Source organism: Streptomyces aurantiogriseus, from assembly GCF_014649375.1.
GTDB lineage: Bacteria > Actinomycetota > Actinomycetes > Streptomycetales > Streptomycetaceae > Streptomyces > Streptomyces aurantiogriseus.
Genome location: NZ_BMSX01000005.1, coordinates 207,446 through 222,864 on the forward strand (window position 1 = coordinate 207,446; position 15,419 = coordinate 222,864).

Annotated in this window: 16 protein-coding genes; 5 read left to right on the forward strand and 11 right to left on the reverse strand. The window is 70.4% G+C overall.

All coding sequences use genetic code 11. From position 1 onward, the window contains the following. Positions 1 to 151: 151 nt before the first annotated feature. Positions 152 to 1,324, forward strand: coding sequence for an MFS transporter (locus tag IE263_RS13350; RefSeq protein WP_189936280.1), 1,173 nt, complete (start codon positions 152 to 154; stop codon positions 1,322 to 1,324). A gap of 135 nt (positions 1,325 to 1,459) precedes the next feature. Here IE263_RS13350 and IE263_RS50400 read toward each other — a convergent pair whose 3' ends face one another. The 4 genes from IE263_RS50400 to IE263_RS13365 all read right to left on the reverse strand — a co-directional run bounded on the left by IE263_RS50400 (position 1,460) and on the right by IE263_RS13365 (position 6,218). Further along, positions 1,460 to 1,606 (reverse strand): cation-transporting P-type ATPase, encoded by a 147-nt coding sequence (locus tag IE263_RS50400; protein WP_506005093.1) that lies wholly within the window; start codon positions 1,604 to 1,606, stop codon positions 1,460 to 1,462. A 288-nt stretch (positions 1,607 to 1,894) separates the two neighbouring features. Then, entirely contained in the window at positions 1,895 to 2,773 is an 879-nt protein-coding gene (locus IE263_RS13355; protein ID WP_189935758.1) for a potassium channel family protein, read from the reverse strand. A 111-nt stretch (positions 2,774 to 2,884) separates the two neighbouring features. Further along, the gene (locus IE263_RS13360) at positions 2,885 to 5,284 is read right to left on the reverse strand and encodes a glycoside hydrolase family 65 protein (RefSeq protein ID WP_189935760.1); all 2,400 of its coding nucleotides are present in this window, start codon (positions 5,282 to 5,284) and stop codon (positions 2,885 to 2,887) included. Between the two features lie 58 nt (positions 5,285 to 5,342). Beyond that, positions 5,343 to 6,218 (reverse strand): universal stress protein, encoded by an 876-nt coding sequence (locus IE263_RS13365; protein WP_189936282.1) that lies wholly within the window; start codon positions 6,216 to 6,218, stop codon positions 5,343 to 5,345. A gap of 259 nt (positions 6,219 to 6,477) precedes the next feature. Between IE263_RS13365 and IE263_RS13370 the strand changes: the two genes are divergently transcribed. Together IE263_RS13370 and IE263_RS13375 are read left to right on the forward strand one after the other, a co-directional pair. Then, positions 6,478 to 6,714 (forward strand): hypothetical protein, encoded by a 237-nt coding sequence (locus IE263_RS13370; RefSeq protein ID WP_189935762.1) that lies wholly within the window; start codon positions 6,478 to 6,480, stop codon positions 6,712 to 6,714. Between the two features lie 24 nt (positions 6,715 to 6,738). After that, positions 6,739 to 7,416: a CBS domain-containing protein gene (locus IE263_RS13375; protein ID WP_189935765.1), complete on the forward strand. Its 678-nt coding sequence runs from the start codon at positions 6,739 to 6,741 to the stop codon at positions 7,414 to 7,416. A 63-nt stretch (positions 7,417 to 7,479) separates the two neighbouring features. On the opposite strand, the gene IE263_RS13380 is transcribed toward IE263_RS13375, so the two are convergent. Both IE263_RS13380 and IE263_RS13385 read right to left on the reverse strand, forming a co-directional pair. Next, positions 7,480 to 8,472, reverse strand: coding sequence for an Acg family FMN-binding oxidoreductase (locus tag IE263_RS13380; RefSeq protein WP_444545097.1), 993 nt, complete (start codon positions 8,470 to 8,472; stop codon positions 7,480 to 7,482). 66 nt (positions 8,473 to 8,538) lie between these two features. Then, complete coding sequence (locus IE263_RS13385) at positions 8,539 to 9,462, reverse strand: DUF1918 domain-containing protein (protein ID WP_189935767.1); 924 nt, start codon at positions 9,460 to 9,462, stop codon at positions 8,539 to 8,541. 144 nt (positions 9,463 to 9,606) lie between these two features. On the opposite strand from IE263_RS13385, the gene IE263_RS13390 reads away from it, so the two are divergent. Next, positions 9,607 to 10,284: a CBS domain-containing protein gene (locus tag IE263_RS13390; protein ID WP_189935777.1), complete on the forward strand. Its 678-nt coding sequence runs from the start codon at positions 9,607 to 9,609 to the stop codon at positions 10,282 to 10,284. Positions 10,285 to 10,425: 141 nt separating this feature from the next. Here the strand turns inward: IE263_RS13390 and IE263_RS13395 are convergent, their stop codons facing one another. From IE263_RS13395 to IE263_RS13415, 5 genes are all read right to left on the reverse strand, one after another. Further along, on the reverse strand, positions 10,426 to 10,884 hold the full coding sequence (locus IE263_RS13395; RefSeq protein WP_189935781.1) for an Hsp20/alpha crystallin family protein: 459 nt from the start codon (positions 10,882 to 10,884) through the stop codon (positions 10,426 to 10,428). A gap of 36 nt (positions 10,885 to 10,920) precedes the next feature. Then, positions 10,921 to 11,208 (reverse strand): DUF1876 domain-containing protein, encoded by a 288-nt coding sequence (locus IE263_RS13400; RefSeq protein WP_189935784.1) that lies wholly within the window; start codon positions 11,206 to 11,208, stop codon positions 10,921 to 10,923. 10 nt (positions 11,209 to 11,218) lie between these two features. Continuing rightward, positions 11,219 to 12,619, reverse strand: a complete 1,401-nt coding sequence (locus tag IE263_RS13405; protein WP_189935786.1) for a nicotinate phosphoribosyltransferase — start codon at positions 12,617 to 12,619, stop codon at positions 11,219 to 11,221. Between the two features lie 40 nt (positions 12,620 to 12,659). After that, positions 12,660 to 13,265 (reverse strand): Rv1733c family protein, encoded by a 606-nt coding sequence (locus IE263_RS13410; protein ID WP_189935788.1) that lies wholly within the window; start codon positions 13,263 to 13,265, stop codon positions 12,660 to 12,662. Between the two features lie 156 nt (positions 13,266 to 13,421). Further along, the gene (locus IE263_RS13415) at positions 13,422 to 14,243 is read right to left on the reverse strand and encodes a universal stress protein (protein ID WP_189935791.1); all 822 of its coding nucleotides are present in this window, start codon (positions 14,241 to 14,243) and stop codon (positions 13,422 to 13,424) included. A 207-nt stretch (positions 14,244 to 14,450) separates the two neighbouring features. Between IE263_RS13415 and IE263_RS13420 the strand changes: the two genes are divergently transcribed. Continuing rightward, positions 14,451 to 15,320 (forward strand): universal stress protein, encoded by an 870-nt coding sequence (locus tag IE263_RS13420; RefSeq protein ID WP_189935794.1) that lies wholly within the window; start codon positions 14,451 to 14,453, stop codon positions 15,318 to 15,320. Positions 15,321 to 15,419: the final 99 nt, after the last annotated feature.

Genomic DNA, 15,419 nt, shown 5'->3' on the forward strand with positions numbered 1-15,419 from the left:
AAATTGCCTTTATGTGCCAATTTCTGCTGGTCCGGAGAAGCAGAGCGTCCCGCAGCTACAACAGCAGCCGCACCGAGTACGGGAAGGTGAGGGCGTCACCGGTGTTCGTAGAGAGGAAGAGCCGGTGAGCCGGTTCACGCAGCCGGCGCGCATGCTGGCTCTGGCCACGGCTGGGTTCATGGCGGGCTTCTGGGCGTGGGCTCTGCTGGGGCCGCTCGGCCCGACGCTCCGCGACGACTTGGGCCTCAGTTCGTTCCAGCAGTCCCTGGTGGTGGCTGTGCCGGTCCTCGTGGGCTCGCTCGGCCGGATCCCGGTCGGAGCCCTGACCGACCGCGTCGGTGCCCGCCGGGTGTTTCCCCTCGTCACCGCCCTGACCGTCCTGCCCGTGCTCTACCTGGGCCATCTGGCCGACTCCCTGGCCGAGTTCCTCGTCGGCGGCTTCTTCCTCGGGTTGGGCGGTACCACGTTCGCCGTCGGCGTGCCGTTCGTCAACGCCTGGTACCCGCCCGAACGGCGCGGTCTGGCGCTCGGCATCTTCGGCATCGGCACGGGGGGAACGGCCATCTCGGCGTTCACCACCGTGCAGCTGGCCGATGCCGTCGACCGGAGCTTTCCCTTCACCCTCGTCGCCGTCATCCTGGCCCTCTACGCCGTCACCGCGCACTTCCTCCTGCGCGACCGGCCGGAACGCGCCATCCCGGCCGGCTCGCTGCTCGCGCGCACCACCGCCACCATGCGGATGCCCACCGCCTGGCAGCTGGCCTTCCTCTACGCCGTGGCCTTCGGCGGGTTCGTCGCGTTCAGCGTCTACCTGCCCACCTATCTCACCACCGCCTACGATCTCGGGCGCTCCGACGCCGCCCTGCGCACCGCCGGCTTCGTCGTCCTCGCGGTCGCCGCGCGCCCGGTGGGCGGCTGGCTTTCCGACCGGCTGCACCCCGTCCCCGTGCTCATCGGGGCGTACGCCGCCATCGCCGCACTCGCCCTCCTCGCCTCCCTCGAACTCGCCCTGATCCCGATCGCCACACTGACCTTCCTCGGCATGGCCGCAGCCCTGGGAACCGGATCGGGCGCCGTGTTCGCCCTCGTCGCCCGCCTCGTACCCGCCGACCAGGTCGGATCGGTCACCGGTATCGTCGGCGCCGCCGGCGGACTGGGCGGCTTCTTCCCACCCCTGGTCATGGGCGCGGTCTACAGCGTCGCCGACGACTACACCTGGGGATACCTGCTCCTGGCCCTCACCGCTGCCGCCACCTGCGCTTTCACCGCGACCGTGGTCCGGCGCCATGCCCTGCGCCCGGATGTACGCGGGCGAGGCGCATGACTCCTTCCGACAGCACCGGGGCCGTTGTGACCGAAGACGTGGTTGTCCACCTCAGCGCGGAAAGGCCAAGCTCAGCGGAGCCCCTTTGCCCGGGCGCGACGCCGACCGCGGTGTTCACCGTGATGACGAGCAGAATCAGGGGGCGCGCGGCTTCGCCGGGATCGCGTGGGGCCCGTAACGCGTCAGTCGGCGCGCGGCCTTGGGCGACGACAGACCCGCCGCGGAAGACGCGGAAGATGTCGTAACGGGGTGCGTCGGTGCCCGCAGCGAAACCCCGGTCACCCCGCTGCTCGCTCACGCGCCCGGCGGGGTCCTGTACGCGGGTGCGCCACGGACTGCTCGAAGGCCGCTGTCGCGCACCGCGAGGACGCCGGGGCGTGCCGGAGCGGCGGTATCAGGACCGGCTCGTTCGCTGTGTGCCATCCACCCAACTCCCGTCATGCAGGGAACCGCCGTCCCCGGATACCGGTGTCCGCTCGCCAGGGTGCCAACGCTGACGCCGACCGGCATGACCGACCACTCGTCGTGTGGGCGATCCTGGCGATGCAAGACCGGGCATCGGCCGGTTGGTCAGGGCTGTGCGAGGCTGCGCCCGTGGTCGGCGGCGTACGCGGCGAAGACTTTCGTCGCCGCGCCACCGGTGTGGAGAAAACGCTGGTCAAGGATGGCGGCGAGGTCCTTCAGCGCACCGGCGAGCAAGTCACCTGCCAGGCGCACCTCCGGCCGCTGGGCTGCCCGTCCTCGCTGGGCGAGAGTGGCGGCGTAGCCGACCATGGCCGCCAGCGACGAGTGGTCCTCCCCGTCGTGGAAGTAGTACGCCTCGGCGTACTGGGTGAAGTCCATACGCACGCGTACGACTTCGGTGGCCAGGCTGTCCAGCAGCAGCGCCCCGGCCGTGCAGTCGATCTGCTGTGGTGTCGGCGCCGAGTCGCGCAGCAGGGCCAGCCGGATGGCCAGGACCCTTCTGCGGGTCAGTGCCGGGTAGATCTCCAGTACCCAGGAGACGGTGGCCGTCAGGAGGGCGAAGCCGACGAGGGCTTCCAACGGTGAGACCAGGCGGAGCCAGCCCTCGCCGGGTGCGATGTCCCCCAGCCCCAGGGTGGCCACCGTGACGAGCGACAGGTACACGGAGTCCAGCAGCGCGGGCTCCTGCGCCGCCTTGGAACCGGGCGAGAAGGCGAACGCCCCGGGCATGTGCGGCCAGTAGACGATGGCCCAGCCGAGGACGACGGTGAAGGCCCACATTCCCACCACCGTGACCATGGCGAGCGGCCCGACGAGCCCGACCACACGCCTGCGCGCACGGAAGCGCCGGGCCAGGCGCCACAGTGCCGTCATGACGAGGCGGCTCAGGCCGCCGTGGCGGGTCGGGTGCCAGAGGGTATGGAAGAGGTCCCGCAGGGTGAGCATGACGAGCCCGGCACCGACCAGCGAGACCAACCACTTCATCCACGCCTCCCACGGCACTGTCGCCAGAAGCGGAACCCCGCTTTCGGAGCCTATGGCCTGTCCGGCAAATCCTGCCGCAGACGCCGAGGTCGGCACGCCCGTCTGCGCGGATCAGCTATCCGGCAGCACGAGCGTGCACGTCTCCCCGGGCGCGACGGTCACAGCCCGGTCGGCCAGCACCACTCGGATCGGTGACTCCTCCGAGTCGGGCACCCGGATCTCCAGCTGTCCGCTCCGGCGCCGTATGCCGACACCCCAGTGGCCGCGGTAGCGCAGGGAGAACCCGTACTCCGACAGTGCCGGAAGGGGCACCGGATCCAGCCAGAGCGCGTCCTCGCGTGTCTCCAGTCCCGTCAAGCCGCGTTGCACCAGATCCAGGGTCCCGGCCATGGCGCCGAGGTGGATGCCTTCGCCGGTCGTGCCGCCCTGGATGTCGGCGATGTCCGCCTCCAGGGCCTCGTGGACGTAACTCCACGCCTCGGCTCGTCTGGCCCGGGCGAGGACGAGGCCGTGGACGAGTCCGCTGAGTGTGGAGCCGTGGCTGGTGCGCTGGAGGTAGTAGTCGACGGTCCTGCGCCAGACCTCGTCGTCCACGTCGTACCCGAGACGGTGGAAAAGGGCCCGCAGCTCTGAGGGCGAGAAGAGGTAGCCGAGCATCAGGACGTCAGCCTGTTTGGAGGCTTGGTAGCGGTTCACGGAGTCGCCCTCGGCCTCCAGGATGCGGTCCAGCCGCCGGATGCTGTCGTAGCGGGTGCGGTAGGCGTCCCAGTCCAGCTCGGCGAGGTCGCCGTAGCCGTCGAACTGGCTGATGACGCCCTGGTGGAACGGCACCCGCAGCCGCCGGGAGACCTCCTCCCACTTCGGGAGTTCACCACTGTCCAGCTCGATGCGCTCGAACAGCTCCTGCCGACGCCATACCGGGAGGCGCCGCACCAGGTCCAGGGCGCGACTGAGGACCCAGACGGCGGTGACGTTGGTGTACGCGTTGTCGTCCAGGCCCGGCCGGGCGGCGTCGGGGTAGCTGTCGTGGTATTCGTCGGGGCCGACCACGCCACGGATGCGGTACCGGCCGAGGCCGGGGGTGAACTCCGCGCTGTCCGCCCAGAAGCGGGCTATCTGCAACAGCATCTCCGCGCCCTTGGTGTGCAGGTACTCGGTGTCACCGCTCGCTTCGCAGTACTGCCACACGTTGTAGGCGATCGCCGAGCCGACGTGGTGCTGGAGGTGGGAGTTGTCCGTCAGCCACCGGCCGGAACGGGGGTTGAGGTGCAGCTCCTGGCTCTCCTCACGGCCGTCGCTACCGGACTGCCACGGGTACATCGCCCCGGCCCGGCCCGCCGCGTGGGCCGCGCGGCATGCCTGGGGCAGGCGTCGGTGACGGTAGTTGAGCAGGGCCCGCGACACCTCTGGGAAATGCATGTTCAGATAGGGCAGTACGAACAGCTCGTCCCAGAAGACATGGCCCCGGTACGCCTCGCCGTGCAGCCCACGAGCCGGCACGCCCACGTCCAGGTCCGCGGTGTGCGGCGACAACGTCTGCAGCACATGAAACAGATGCAGGCGCAGGACACGGCCCGCCTCCCCGGGCACCTGGACGTCCGCGCCCCGCCACAGGCGCGCCCAGGCCGCGACATGGGAGTTCACAAGCGCCGGGAAGCCCGCAGCCGTGGCCACCCGCTCGAGCGCCGCGCCGAGCGGGTCACTGATCGCCGGGTCACGGGAGGTGTGCAGGGCCACGGTCTTGTCCACGACGGCGGGTCGGCCAGGAGCGACAGGGAGCACCAGCCGGTGCACGGCACGGCGGTGGGACGGCCGAAGCTCCGACGACGTGGGCGGCTGCCCGACGGTGACCGTACGGGCCGCCATGCCGATGCCGATGTCGGAAGTGCTGGTGCGGCAGCTCAGCCACGTCACGTCGGTCGCGGACGCGCCGGTCCGCACACGGACCAGGTGGCGACGGTTGAGAGACCGGTAACGGTGCACGTTGCTGTTGATCACGTCGCCGTCGAGCACGGACTCCACCTCAAGCGCTCCGGACCACTCCTCGGCTGTGACAACAGTCCGCAGTGCGGCCAGGTGAGGATCCGCCATGTGCACCAGCCGGACCTGCTCCACACCCAGCTCGCCTGCCTCGTCGTCCCGGAACCGGAATGTGCGCGTCAAGGTGGCCCGGCGCAGATCCAGGCTGTACCGGTGGTCGAGCGGTTGCCGCGTGTCGGGAGAGAACCATGGACCCGCCGATCCGTCGGCGAAGCGGAGACGGAACCGCAGAAGCAGCCAGTTCGGAAGATTCACCAGGTCCTCGTTCACCACCCGCCGCCCCGCCACGGTCGACTCCAGACGGTTGTAGACCCCGGCTGCGTAGGTGGCCGGACAGTGCACCAGGCCCGCCCTGCTCTCGGGTACGGCGCCACGGGTGGCGAAGTAGCCGTTGCCGAGCGTGCACAACGACTCGCGCAGCCGCTCGCCGGCCGGGTCGTAGCCCTCGTACTCCCAGGTCCACTCCGACATCCGCCGCCCTCTCCTTCTCCCTTCACGAGATGTGCAGGAGTATGAGACGCGCGTCGGGTCAGGCCCGTTGGGGGACGACGGCCACCGGGCACTCGGCGTGGTGCAGCAGGGCGTGGGCGACCCTGCCGAGCTGCAGGCCGACATGGCCGTGGCGCCTGCGAGCACCCACGACCACCAGGTCGGCGTCGGAGGAGGCGTCCAGGAGGACCTTGTGGGCGGGGCCTTCGGCCGCCTGACGATGCACTTCTACCTGCGGGTGGTTCCGTACGGCGTCGCGCAGCGCGTCGGTGAGGAGGGCGGAGGCGCGCTCCTCGTGGGCACCGGCGGCATCGTCCGCGATCAGGGGATGGTCCACGTGTTCATGGGCGGGGCGGCGCCAGGCCCGTACGGCGTGCAGGGCGCAGCCGCGCGTCTCGGCCTCGCGGAAGGCGAACCGCACGGCGGCCGAGCCCTCCTCGGAGTCGCCGAGGCCGACCACTACACGGCCGAAGGAGCCCTGCCGGTTCCGCTTCCCACCGCGGACCACGATGACCGGGCACACGGCGCGGGCCGCCACCGTGAGGCTGACCGATCCCAGCAGCATCCCGGCGACCTCGCCGCGGCCGCGGGAGCCTGTGACCAGGGCGAAGGATTCATGAGCTGCGTGCAGGAGAGCGGACACGGCATCGTCGGGCAGTACGTCGCTGGAGACCTTCACCTCTGGGTTGCGCAGCCGGGCTCGTTCCGCGCAGGACGCTGCGATGTGCTGGGCCATGACCTCTTCGGCCGGACGGTCAATACTGAAGGAGGGCCGGCCTCCCTCGTACCGTTCCCACAAAGAGGCGTAGACGAGCCGCAGAGACAGTCCGAGGCGCGCCGCCTCGTCCACCGCCCAGTCCACGGCGTCCAGGCTGGAATCCGATCCGTCGACTCCCACGACCAGCGGGAGCTCCATGGTCACCACCACCTTCCTGCCCGGCCGCTGCCGGAAGCCCCTGTCAATACCGTCGCACCGCACGGGTTCCGTCGCGACACGTGGACCGGCTTTCGAAGGGGGCCCTCGGCCCAGGTTGCACTGCGCCGATTTGCGACGATCGTGGAGTCATGCGGCCGGAGAAAGAACCGGGGTTCCATTCCTCGCATCGCCGCCACGGCCGTCGCATCGGCCTGATACGAGCCTGCTTCCGCTTCGAGGTCATGGCGAAGGGAAGGCGATGGTGGTTGCCAGGACCGGCGTCTTCGGCGCCCTGACCACAAGGAACAGCGCTGCCGGCCCGATGCGCGCCTACGGGTTCGACGCGGCTGCGGTCCGTGAGCTGTGCGGGAACGACCCGGAGCTGGATCACGCGCTGCTGACCCATGTCGCAGGCGTGATCGCGGACCGGCTCGGGTCCGCCCGGGTGCGGCTGCTCGACCTGTACGCACCCCACGGCGCCGGCGAGGTGCCCTGACGAGGCGAGACGAGGAGGATCGCGGTGCCTGAGACCCCGCACATCGTCAGCGATGTGATGACCCAGACGGTCGTGGCCGTCGGACGCGAAGCGCCCTTCAAGGAGATCGTGCAGACCATGGAGCAGTGGAAGGTCAGTGCCATGCCGGTCCTGGAGGGAGAAGGGCGTGTCATCGGCGTCGTCTCCGAGGCCGACCTGCTGCCCAAGGAGGAGTTCCGCGACAGCGACCCGAGCCTCTTCGAGCGACGCCGGCGCCCGTCCGACGTCGCCAAGGCCGGGGCGGTGACAGCGGAGGAACTCATGAGCACTTCCGCGATCACGGTCCATCCCGACGTCACCCTGGCACAGGCGGCCAGGATCATGGCCGTCCGGCGCGTCAAGCGGCTGCCCGTGGTCGACGACATCGGCATGCTCCAGGGCATCGTCAGCCGCGCCGACCTGCTGAAGGTTTTCCTGCGGCCGGACGAGGAGATCGAGGAGGAGGTCCGCCGCACCGTGGTGTCCTACCTCTTCCCGGCTTTCAGCCACGCCATCCACGTGAACGTGCACGAGGGAGTCGTCACGCTGCGCGGGCACATCCGTGACACCTCGCTCATATCGGTCGCCGTGCGCCTCGTGCGTGCCGTGGAGGGCGTCGTGGATGTCGAGCCACAGCTCACCGGCGAGTCAGCTGGTCGGGACGGGCCCGGGACAACACAGTGACCGTGTGGAGGCCGGCCGCCGGCCGGCTGCGGTCCCTCGGGCGGGTCAGGGCTGGATGGCAGGTCAGGGCTGGATGTCGAGTACGTCCGACACCGGGCGGCGCGGTGTTCTGGGGCCTTTGGGTCCGTACCCCAGGCGCAGGAGCATCTGGGTATAGCCCGTCCCGGACACCGGGTCGCGCAGCGGCCAGCGCAGGTCGGTCCATTCGATGGGTTGGGTGGCGAAGGAACTGGACAGGCCCTCAAGGGTGGCCAGCAGCAGGACGCGTTCCATGGCCTGACCGGCGCGGAGCCAGTCTTCCGGGTGGTCGTGGCTCGTACTGAGGAGGGCCAGCTGAGGAGTGCGTTCGAAGTCCGCGGCGTCACGGCCCGCCACCCTCCGGGGGCCCGCGAAGTCGCGTATGGGCGCCTTGCCCCCGCGCTTGCGCGGCCCGAAGGCGTAGTGCGGGACTCCGTCGTCGGCGGTGCCCACCGACGGGGCGTCGATACGAGTCCACCGCGCCAGGTCCTGGTCGCTGCCGAGGTCGGTGATGTTGCGTGCCTCGGCTTCCTGGACCAGTTCCAGCACCTCCCGCAGATGCCATGAGGCCGGGAAGGTCAGCGCTGCTCCCTCAACGCGAGCGGCTGCGCTGAGAGCCTCCCGCACGGGATCGGGGATCTCTCTCTCCTCGAACGGGAAGCGACTGCTACGCCGCTGGTGAATCGCGGGACACAGCGCGCCGAGTTCGCTCTCGTCGGTTGCGGAGCCGGTCAGCCGAACGCTCGTGAGCAGCGTCCGGTCGGTGGGGTCGGGCAGCAGGAGAGTTTCCGGATACCACCCCTCGTGGGCCACGGCGACTCGCAGGTTCAGCAGGGCGGCGCCGCAGCCGATGTGCAGGCCGCGGGTGTCGGGGTCGGAGTGCGGCATGGTGCGCTCGAAGTCGGCGTGGATTTCGAACGTGCGGCTGCGCCGGAAATAGCGGAAGAGCCAGGGCTGCGCGTTGTGCATCGACGGGGCGGCGGCAGCGGCGTGGGCCAGGGCCGTCACCTGCCCGTCGGTTGGTGCTTGTCGGCTCACTGGAACCTCCCCTCGCGAGTCGGCGGCCCGCTGGGATGGGGCCGCTCTTCGACGGCCCGTGGGCGCCTACTGATCGGCTGGAGTGATGCGCCGGCCCGTGAGGCGTGTGGGCCGGATCGACACCCACATCTCGCGTGCACCGCCCGCCCATGGCTCGGTGTGTGCGCGCTGGGCGAGCCCACGCACGGCGTCGGGCTCCGTGACGACGTTCGCGGGGCCGACTGCGAGCACACTCCAGCCCTGGCTCATCGCCTCGTCCACGTGGTCGACCTCGAAGGCGACCTCCGTTCCGACAGCCGCCGCGGGTACGGAGTCGGGCGCGGTCCGGAAGACGATCGCGTCCTCCACGACCTCGTAGTTGACCGGGACGACCGCGGGGCGCCCGTCGGGCGTCGACACCGCGATGCGCCCCACGCCGTGCGTGGACAGCAGGTGGCGGCACTCTTCCGGGCTGAGGTCCCGCAGCTGCGGATGCAGCAGTGCGTGGCCCTGACCGGGTGGCAGGTCGACGCCTGCCCCGCGCAGGGCCGTGGCGGTGGTGCCCAGTGCGGTGGCCAGACTGAGGAGGGTCGCCACGGTCGGGTCGGCCGGCTGTTCCTCCAGGTACGCCAGATATCCCGGCGAGATGCGGGCGCGGCGGGCCGTTTCCTCCCGGCTGAGCCCGCGCCTCCGGCGTTCGACGGCCACGCGTCGGCCGATGTCGCCGGGGTTGGGTGTCCCGGTCGGCGGAGCGACCGCGGACACGGCCTCCGCCTCACCCGTGTCCGGCTGGGAAGACCCGCGGGTGGTCCCGGGCTGCCCATGTTCCACATGCTTGATGTGTGCGTCGGGCCCGGGGAACACGAGCGTCACTTCATCCGTGTCCGACCAGCGCACGTCGTAGGGGGGTGTTCCGTCCTCGTGGTGGAGTCCGACGATCTCGCCGTCGCGCCTGGTGGCGCCGGTCTCCTGGCTTTCGATGACGAGTTGGTCGCCGAGGTGAGCTCGCATGATCGCCGCCCTCTCCTCAGAATGGTGCTGTATCCAACGTGCCACGTGCGACACGCCGCCGCATGGGACAACCGGCCCATATCCGCAGGGGCGGGCTGAGCCGACTGGATGTCAAGCGGTCACAACCCGGACGGGAGAGGCGACATGCAGCACCGAACGGTCGCGGAGCTCATGACCCGAGACGTCGTCAAGGCGCGGCGCGACCTGCCGTTCAAGGAGATCGTCAGGCTGCTGGCGGAGAACGACGTCACCGCTGTGCCCGTGGTGGACGACCTGGACCGCCCCATGGGTGTGGTGTCCGAGGCCGACCTGCTGCGCAAGAGCGCCGACCAGGCCGACCCGTCGGGCAGGGTGCCTGTTCCGCACCTGGAGGCATGGGAGCGGGCCAAGGCCGAGGGCTCCCGCGCCGAAGAACTGATGTCGGCTCCCGCCGTGTGCGCACGTCCGGAGTGGAGCGTGGTGGAGGCCGCCCGCCTGATGGAGGCCCAGCACGTCAAGCGGCTGCCCGTCGTGGACGAGACGGACCGGCTCTTGGGCATCGTCAGCCGTGGCGACCTGCTGCGGATCTTTCTGCGCCGTGACGACGCCATCCGCGACGAGATCACCGAGGATGTGCTGCGCCGCACGATGAGGCTTGCTCCCTCAGAGGTGACGGTCGAGGTACGCGAGGGGCGGGTCGACCTCAGGGGCTCGGTCGAGTTCAGCAGTCTGGTCCCCGTCATCGAGCGGCTGTGCCGGAGCGTCGACGGGGTGGTCTCGGTCTCCGAGCACCTCGCGTACCGGACCGACGACGCCCGACGGTCCCCCACCACTTCCACCTGAGGGGGGCAGTCGGAGCCGGCGGCTGGGAGAAACGCGGGACGGTGGCCGCGCGAGGCCGGCGGAGCCGTCGGCCTCGCGCGGAGGGAACGGACACCCGCCTGCCGGACCCGGTACGTGGTCCGGCGGGCGGCCCACCCCGGCTCAGCCGGTGATCTCGATGCGGTGTGCCTTCCCCGTCTCGGTTTTCGGGACACGCACCGTGAGGACTCCGCTCGTCAGGTCCGCGCTGATGTGCTCGGTGTCGGAGTTCGGCGGCAGAGTCGTGCGGTAGTCGAACTGCCCCATGCGGCGGGTATGCCTGCGGACCACCCCGGTTTGTTCCTTCTCCTTGATCTCACCGTGGATGTCGAGCTCGCCCTCGGCAACCTCCACGGTGATCTGGTCCTTGTCCACGCCGGGAAGCTCCAGTTCCACCAGGTAGGCGTCCTCGGTGTCCACGACGTCGGCCAGCGGCGCCCACGGCTCGGCCGTGCCGAACTCGGGGTAACCGCCGACGGGAAAGACAGCGTGCATGAGCTGGTCCATCCGGGTACGGAGATCGTCCAGCTCGTGCAGGGCCGCCGAGAGCCCACCTCTGCTGTGTCGTACGGGATGTGTCATGGCTGATCCTCCTTGACTTGCTGTGCCAACCGTCGGTCACATGGACCATCCGGTGACCTGTCGAGTGCTGGGCCGCGGCACCCCCATGCCCTCGATGTCGCGCTCGGCGATGTTCAGCAACTGCTGGGCGAGGTCCTCCATGGCCCGGCCCGCCGCCAGCTCGTCGCCGATCTCGGGCACGTTGGCGTCCGCCGGGTGGCGGTGCGCGGTCCCGTGGCCGCTGAGCGCCGTGGTACCGGTGTCCAGCACCACCTGTGCCTTCGTGGTTCCGTCGTCGTCCTCGAAGAGGTGGAGTCGAACCTTCCACTCCGCCGTGTGCGGCATCGCTTTCTCCTCACCTCGATACGGACCCATGCGGTCCGGACACGGTTCGTTGTGGGACCGAGGAGCGTGCGGAAGCCGCCGCCGTCTGTTCCTCGATGCGGCGCCGGACGCGGGCGGCGAGGGTGCTCAGCCGCTCGGAGGCCGTCGCCCGAGGCGCGACCGGCGCTCGGATCCGTCGGGCTGCCGACGGCAGCTCGCCCAGGTCCGCCGTACATCTCTCCCGGCACTCGTCGAGCGTGGGCCTGGTGCCTGTGCGCTGCCCGCCCCGCATCACCGTTTCCAGCAACGGCATGCCACCATCCGGTGGCTGCTCGTCGGCCAGACCGATCACGTCGGCGTATCCGGGGCAGCGGAACACCTGCTTGGGGCCGGGTGCCGTCACTTTCGCCGAAGACAGCTTCATCACCGGCCGTCCGTCGTACTCCACCATCTTGTACGCCGAGTCCAGATACGGTGCGTCGGCCGAGACCCCGACGCGGGTGCCGACGGCGTACGTGTCGATCGGCACTCCGCGGCAGACCAGTTCGTCCACCGCGTACTCGTCGAGACCGCCGCTGGCGATGATCCGTACGTCGGGCAGACCCGCGTCATCGAGGACGGACCTGGCCCGTATCGCCAGGGCCCCGAGGTCGCCGCTGTCCAGCCGTACGGCCGAGCCGGGCCCGCGGGCCGCGTGGTCGAGGTCTCGCAGGACGCGCGCGGCGACGCGGACGCCCTCCTCGGTGTCGTAGGTGTCCACCAGCAAGGTCACCGGCCCCGGGTGCGACCGCGCGAAAGCACGGAAAGCGTCTTCCTCCGTTGCGAACGCCTCCACGAAGGAGTGAGCCATCGTGCCGACGGCAGGGATGCCCAGGGCGGTGGCCGCGGCCACGTTGCTGGTTCCGGCGAAGCCGACCATCGCGCCGAGGCGGGCGGCCTGGAATCCGGCCTGCGGGCCGTGGGTGCGCCGTAGGGAGAAGTCCACGACCGGATGCCCCGCCGCCGCGAGGACGCACCGTGCGGCCTTCGAGGCGATCGTGGTCTGGTGGCTGAGCTGGTTGAGCACGTACGTTTCGGCCAGCTGCGCCTGCGGGAGAGGCGCGGTCACCTCCAACAGGGGCTCTCCCGCCAGCACGATCCGTCCCTCCGGCACCGCCCGCACGTCGCCGGTGAACTCCAGGCCGAGCAGGGGCTGAAGATCCCGTCGCGGCCGACGCACCGCGGACGCGAAGGCGTCGACGTCCTCCGGGCCGACCTGAAGACCTGACAGGTAGTCCAGGGCCGACTCCAGCCCCGCGGCGACGAGGAAGCCGCGCTCGGTGGGCAGGTCGCGGACGAAGAGGCTGAACGTCGCGGGGCCGTTCATTCCCTCCCGGAGGTAGGACATGGCCATCGTCACTTCGTACAGGTCGGTGGTCGTCGCGTCGGACATCGGCGTCGCCTCCTCGTCTCCCGTCCGGGTTTCCTGCCCGTCAGCGGCGGAAGCGCGCGGACCACAGGGGCTCGACCAAGTCCCACTCGGCGTCCCACTGCGCGTACCTTCTCCGGTCCAGCACACGGCGCATGCCGGCCCGCGCCGCGTAGAACCCGGCGCCCACACCGATCGCGGCCATACCGCCCACGAACCAGCCGGTGGTCGTCGCGTTGAGTTCGCTCATCGGCGGACTGGTGAGGCCGCCGTCCCGGTCCACCCACACCCGCACGGTGGCGCCCTTCGGCGTTCCCGACTTCACGAGGGTCGTCCCCGTCCGCACCGTGCCGTTGTCGTCGGTCCAGCGGACCTGCGCCTGTTGCTTCCCCTCTGTGGTGACGCCCTTGACGTTCGACGTCAGTCGGGCGGTGACCTCCTGCCGCTGCGCCGACTGGGCTTGCACGGTGCGCATCGACGACTCGTACGCCGTCACCCCCGCGCTGAGCGCGGCCACCGGCAGGCCGAGGACGAGGACCAGCATCAGCAAGCCGCGGAACCAGGACTCGAACCTGTCGGACGTACGTCGCAGAGGGTTCGCCCCCTTTGACGCACGCTCCTGGCGCGGCGGGAGCGGACCGGACGCGTGCGGCGAATTCTGTGCACTCATGACTCGGCCTCCAGCAAGTCGCCGACCCGTTCCTCCACCACTTGTCCCACCATGGAACGGCACCGGCCTCCGGTCACAGGGCCGAACGTCCCTGCGGGGACGACTTCCGGCCCCGCAGGGGCCGACAGTCGACGTGGTCCGTCTCCGCCGGTCCGGTCATATCCGGGGAACAACCGCGATCGGACATGGCGCGTGATGCAGTACCGCATGGTTGATCAATCCCAGTTGCAGGCCCAGGTGCCCCTGTCGTTTGCGGGCGCCGACGACCAGCAAGTCCGCCTCGGAGGCCGCCTCCAACAGGGCCTGGCGTGCCGGTCCCTCGATCACCCGTCGGCTCACCGAGGCGTCGCGGTACTGCTCCGACGCGTCCCGTAGGGCGTCGTCCAGCACCTGCGCCGGCGGACGCCGGTGGGCCTCCAGGGCGTACCACGACGGGGCTTGAGGTGTAGGGAAAGCACCGAACGGTGCGCTCCAGGCGTGCACCGCCACCAGCCGGCAGTGCCGCACATGGGCCTCGCGGAACGCGAACTGCACGGCCGTGCCGCTGCCCTCTCCCTCCTCGACACCGACGACGACGCTCCCGAACCGGCCATCCCGGTGCTCTGCCGCGCCGCGCACCACGACGACCGGACAGTCCGCTCGCGCCGCCACGGCGAGGCTGACCGACCCCAGGAGCATTCCGGCGAGGTCTCCGAACCCTCTGGATCCCAGCACGAGCGCAAAGGCGTTACGCCCTTTGTCCACCAGGGCGGCGGTCGCGTCCTCGTTCAGCACCTCGCTCGACAGCCGCACCGCGGGAGCACACGCCCTGACACGTTCCGAAGCGGCGTCGATCACGCCGGACGCCTCGTGGTCCCGCGCCGCCGCGTGCAGGAGGTGCAGCGGCACGCCGTGCCGAACGGCTTCGCCGGCGGCCCAGTCCACCGCCTCCAGGCTCGCCACGGACCCGTCGATACCGACCACCAGGGGAATCGTCACCGCCCCTATCTCCTCTCGGCCGGATCCCGCATCTCCGGCCCCCCTCCTCCGGTCCACATGCGCCGTGGAGGGGATTGGGGTACTCCTCGAATGAGAGAACCCGCCGCGCCCGGCACGCCGGCGACGTCCGGACCATCCACACCGCCGGACTCGTTCACCGTCATCCACCCGTCATCTCCAGCTTCGTACGAGACGGAGGCCGCCGCCATGCAACCAGTCGTCACCGTGGGCCTGGACGGCTCACCGGAGAGTCTTGCCGCTGCCCGCTGGGCCGCCGACGAGGCCGAGAAGCGCAAGCTCACCCTCCGCCTGCTGCACGCCTGGCCGCTGCTGGCACCGGAACCGACCCGCGTCCCCTCTGAAGTCGATCAGAACTATTGGGCGAAGCGTCTCGTCCACACCGCGCAGGCCGAACTCCAGGCACGTCACCCGGGCCTGTCCATCGTCGGGAACCTGGTCGCCGACGATGCCCAGAACGCCTTGCTCCAAGCGGCGTCGGAGTCCGAAATGCTCGTGCTCGGTTCGCGGGGGCTGGAGCCCGTCGAGAGTTATTTCCTGGGCGACGTAAGCATGCCCGTCGTGGCACGGGCGGAGCGGCCGGTGGTACTGGTCCGCGCCCGAACCGGCGGGGAAGGGGCAGCCCCGGCATCCGCAGGCCGCGTGGTCGTGGCCCTGAAACTGCACGGTTCGTCCGACGACCTGCTCGACTTCGCCTTCCACACCGCTGCCGCCAGAGGCGCTCCCCTCCAAGCCGTCCACGGCCGAAGCGTGCCACTCCACGCACGTGTGCCCTGGGGTGTGGACCACAACGTCACCGAAGAGATCACGCGGGACGCGCTGAAGGAACTGGGCAAGGCGCTCCGCCCCTGGCGCGAGAAGTACCCGCATGTGGACGTGGCCGACGGTATCCGTCTCGAAAGCCCTGCCAAGGCCGTCGTACGGGCCGCCGAAGGCGCCGCGCTGCTGGTCGTCGGCCGACGCGAACACCGTCCTGGTCTGGCGCCCCACCTGGGTCCCGTGGCGCAGGCGGCCATTCATCACGGGCGCTGCCCCGTCGCCGTCGTGCCTCATGACTGAGCCCGGCCTCAACGGGAGGTCAGCGGGATCGGTGCCTCGAGCCGAGGCGTCCGTGCTCCGGTCCAGTGACCGGCACGACGGCGATCCGCTGCCGCGCGC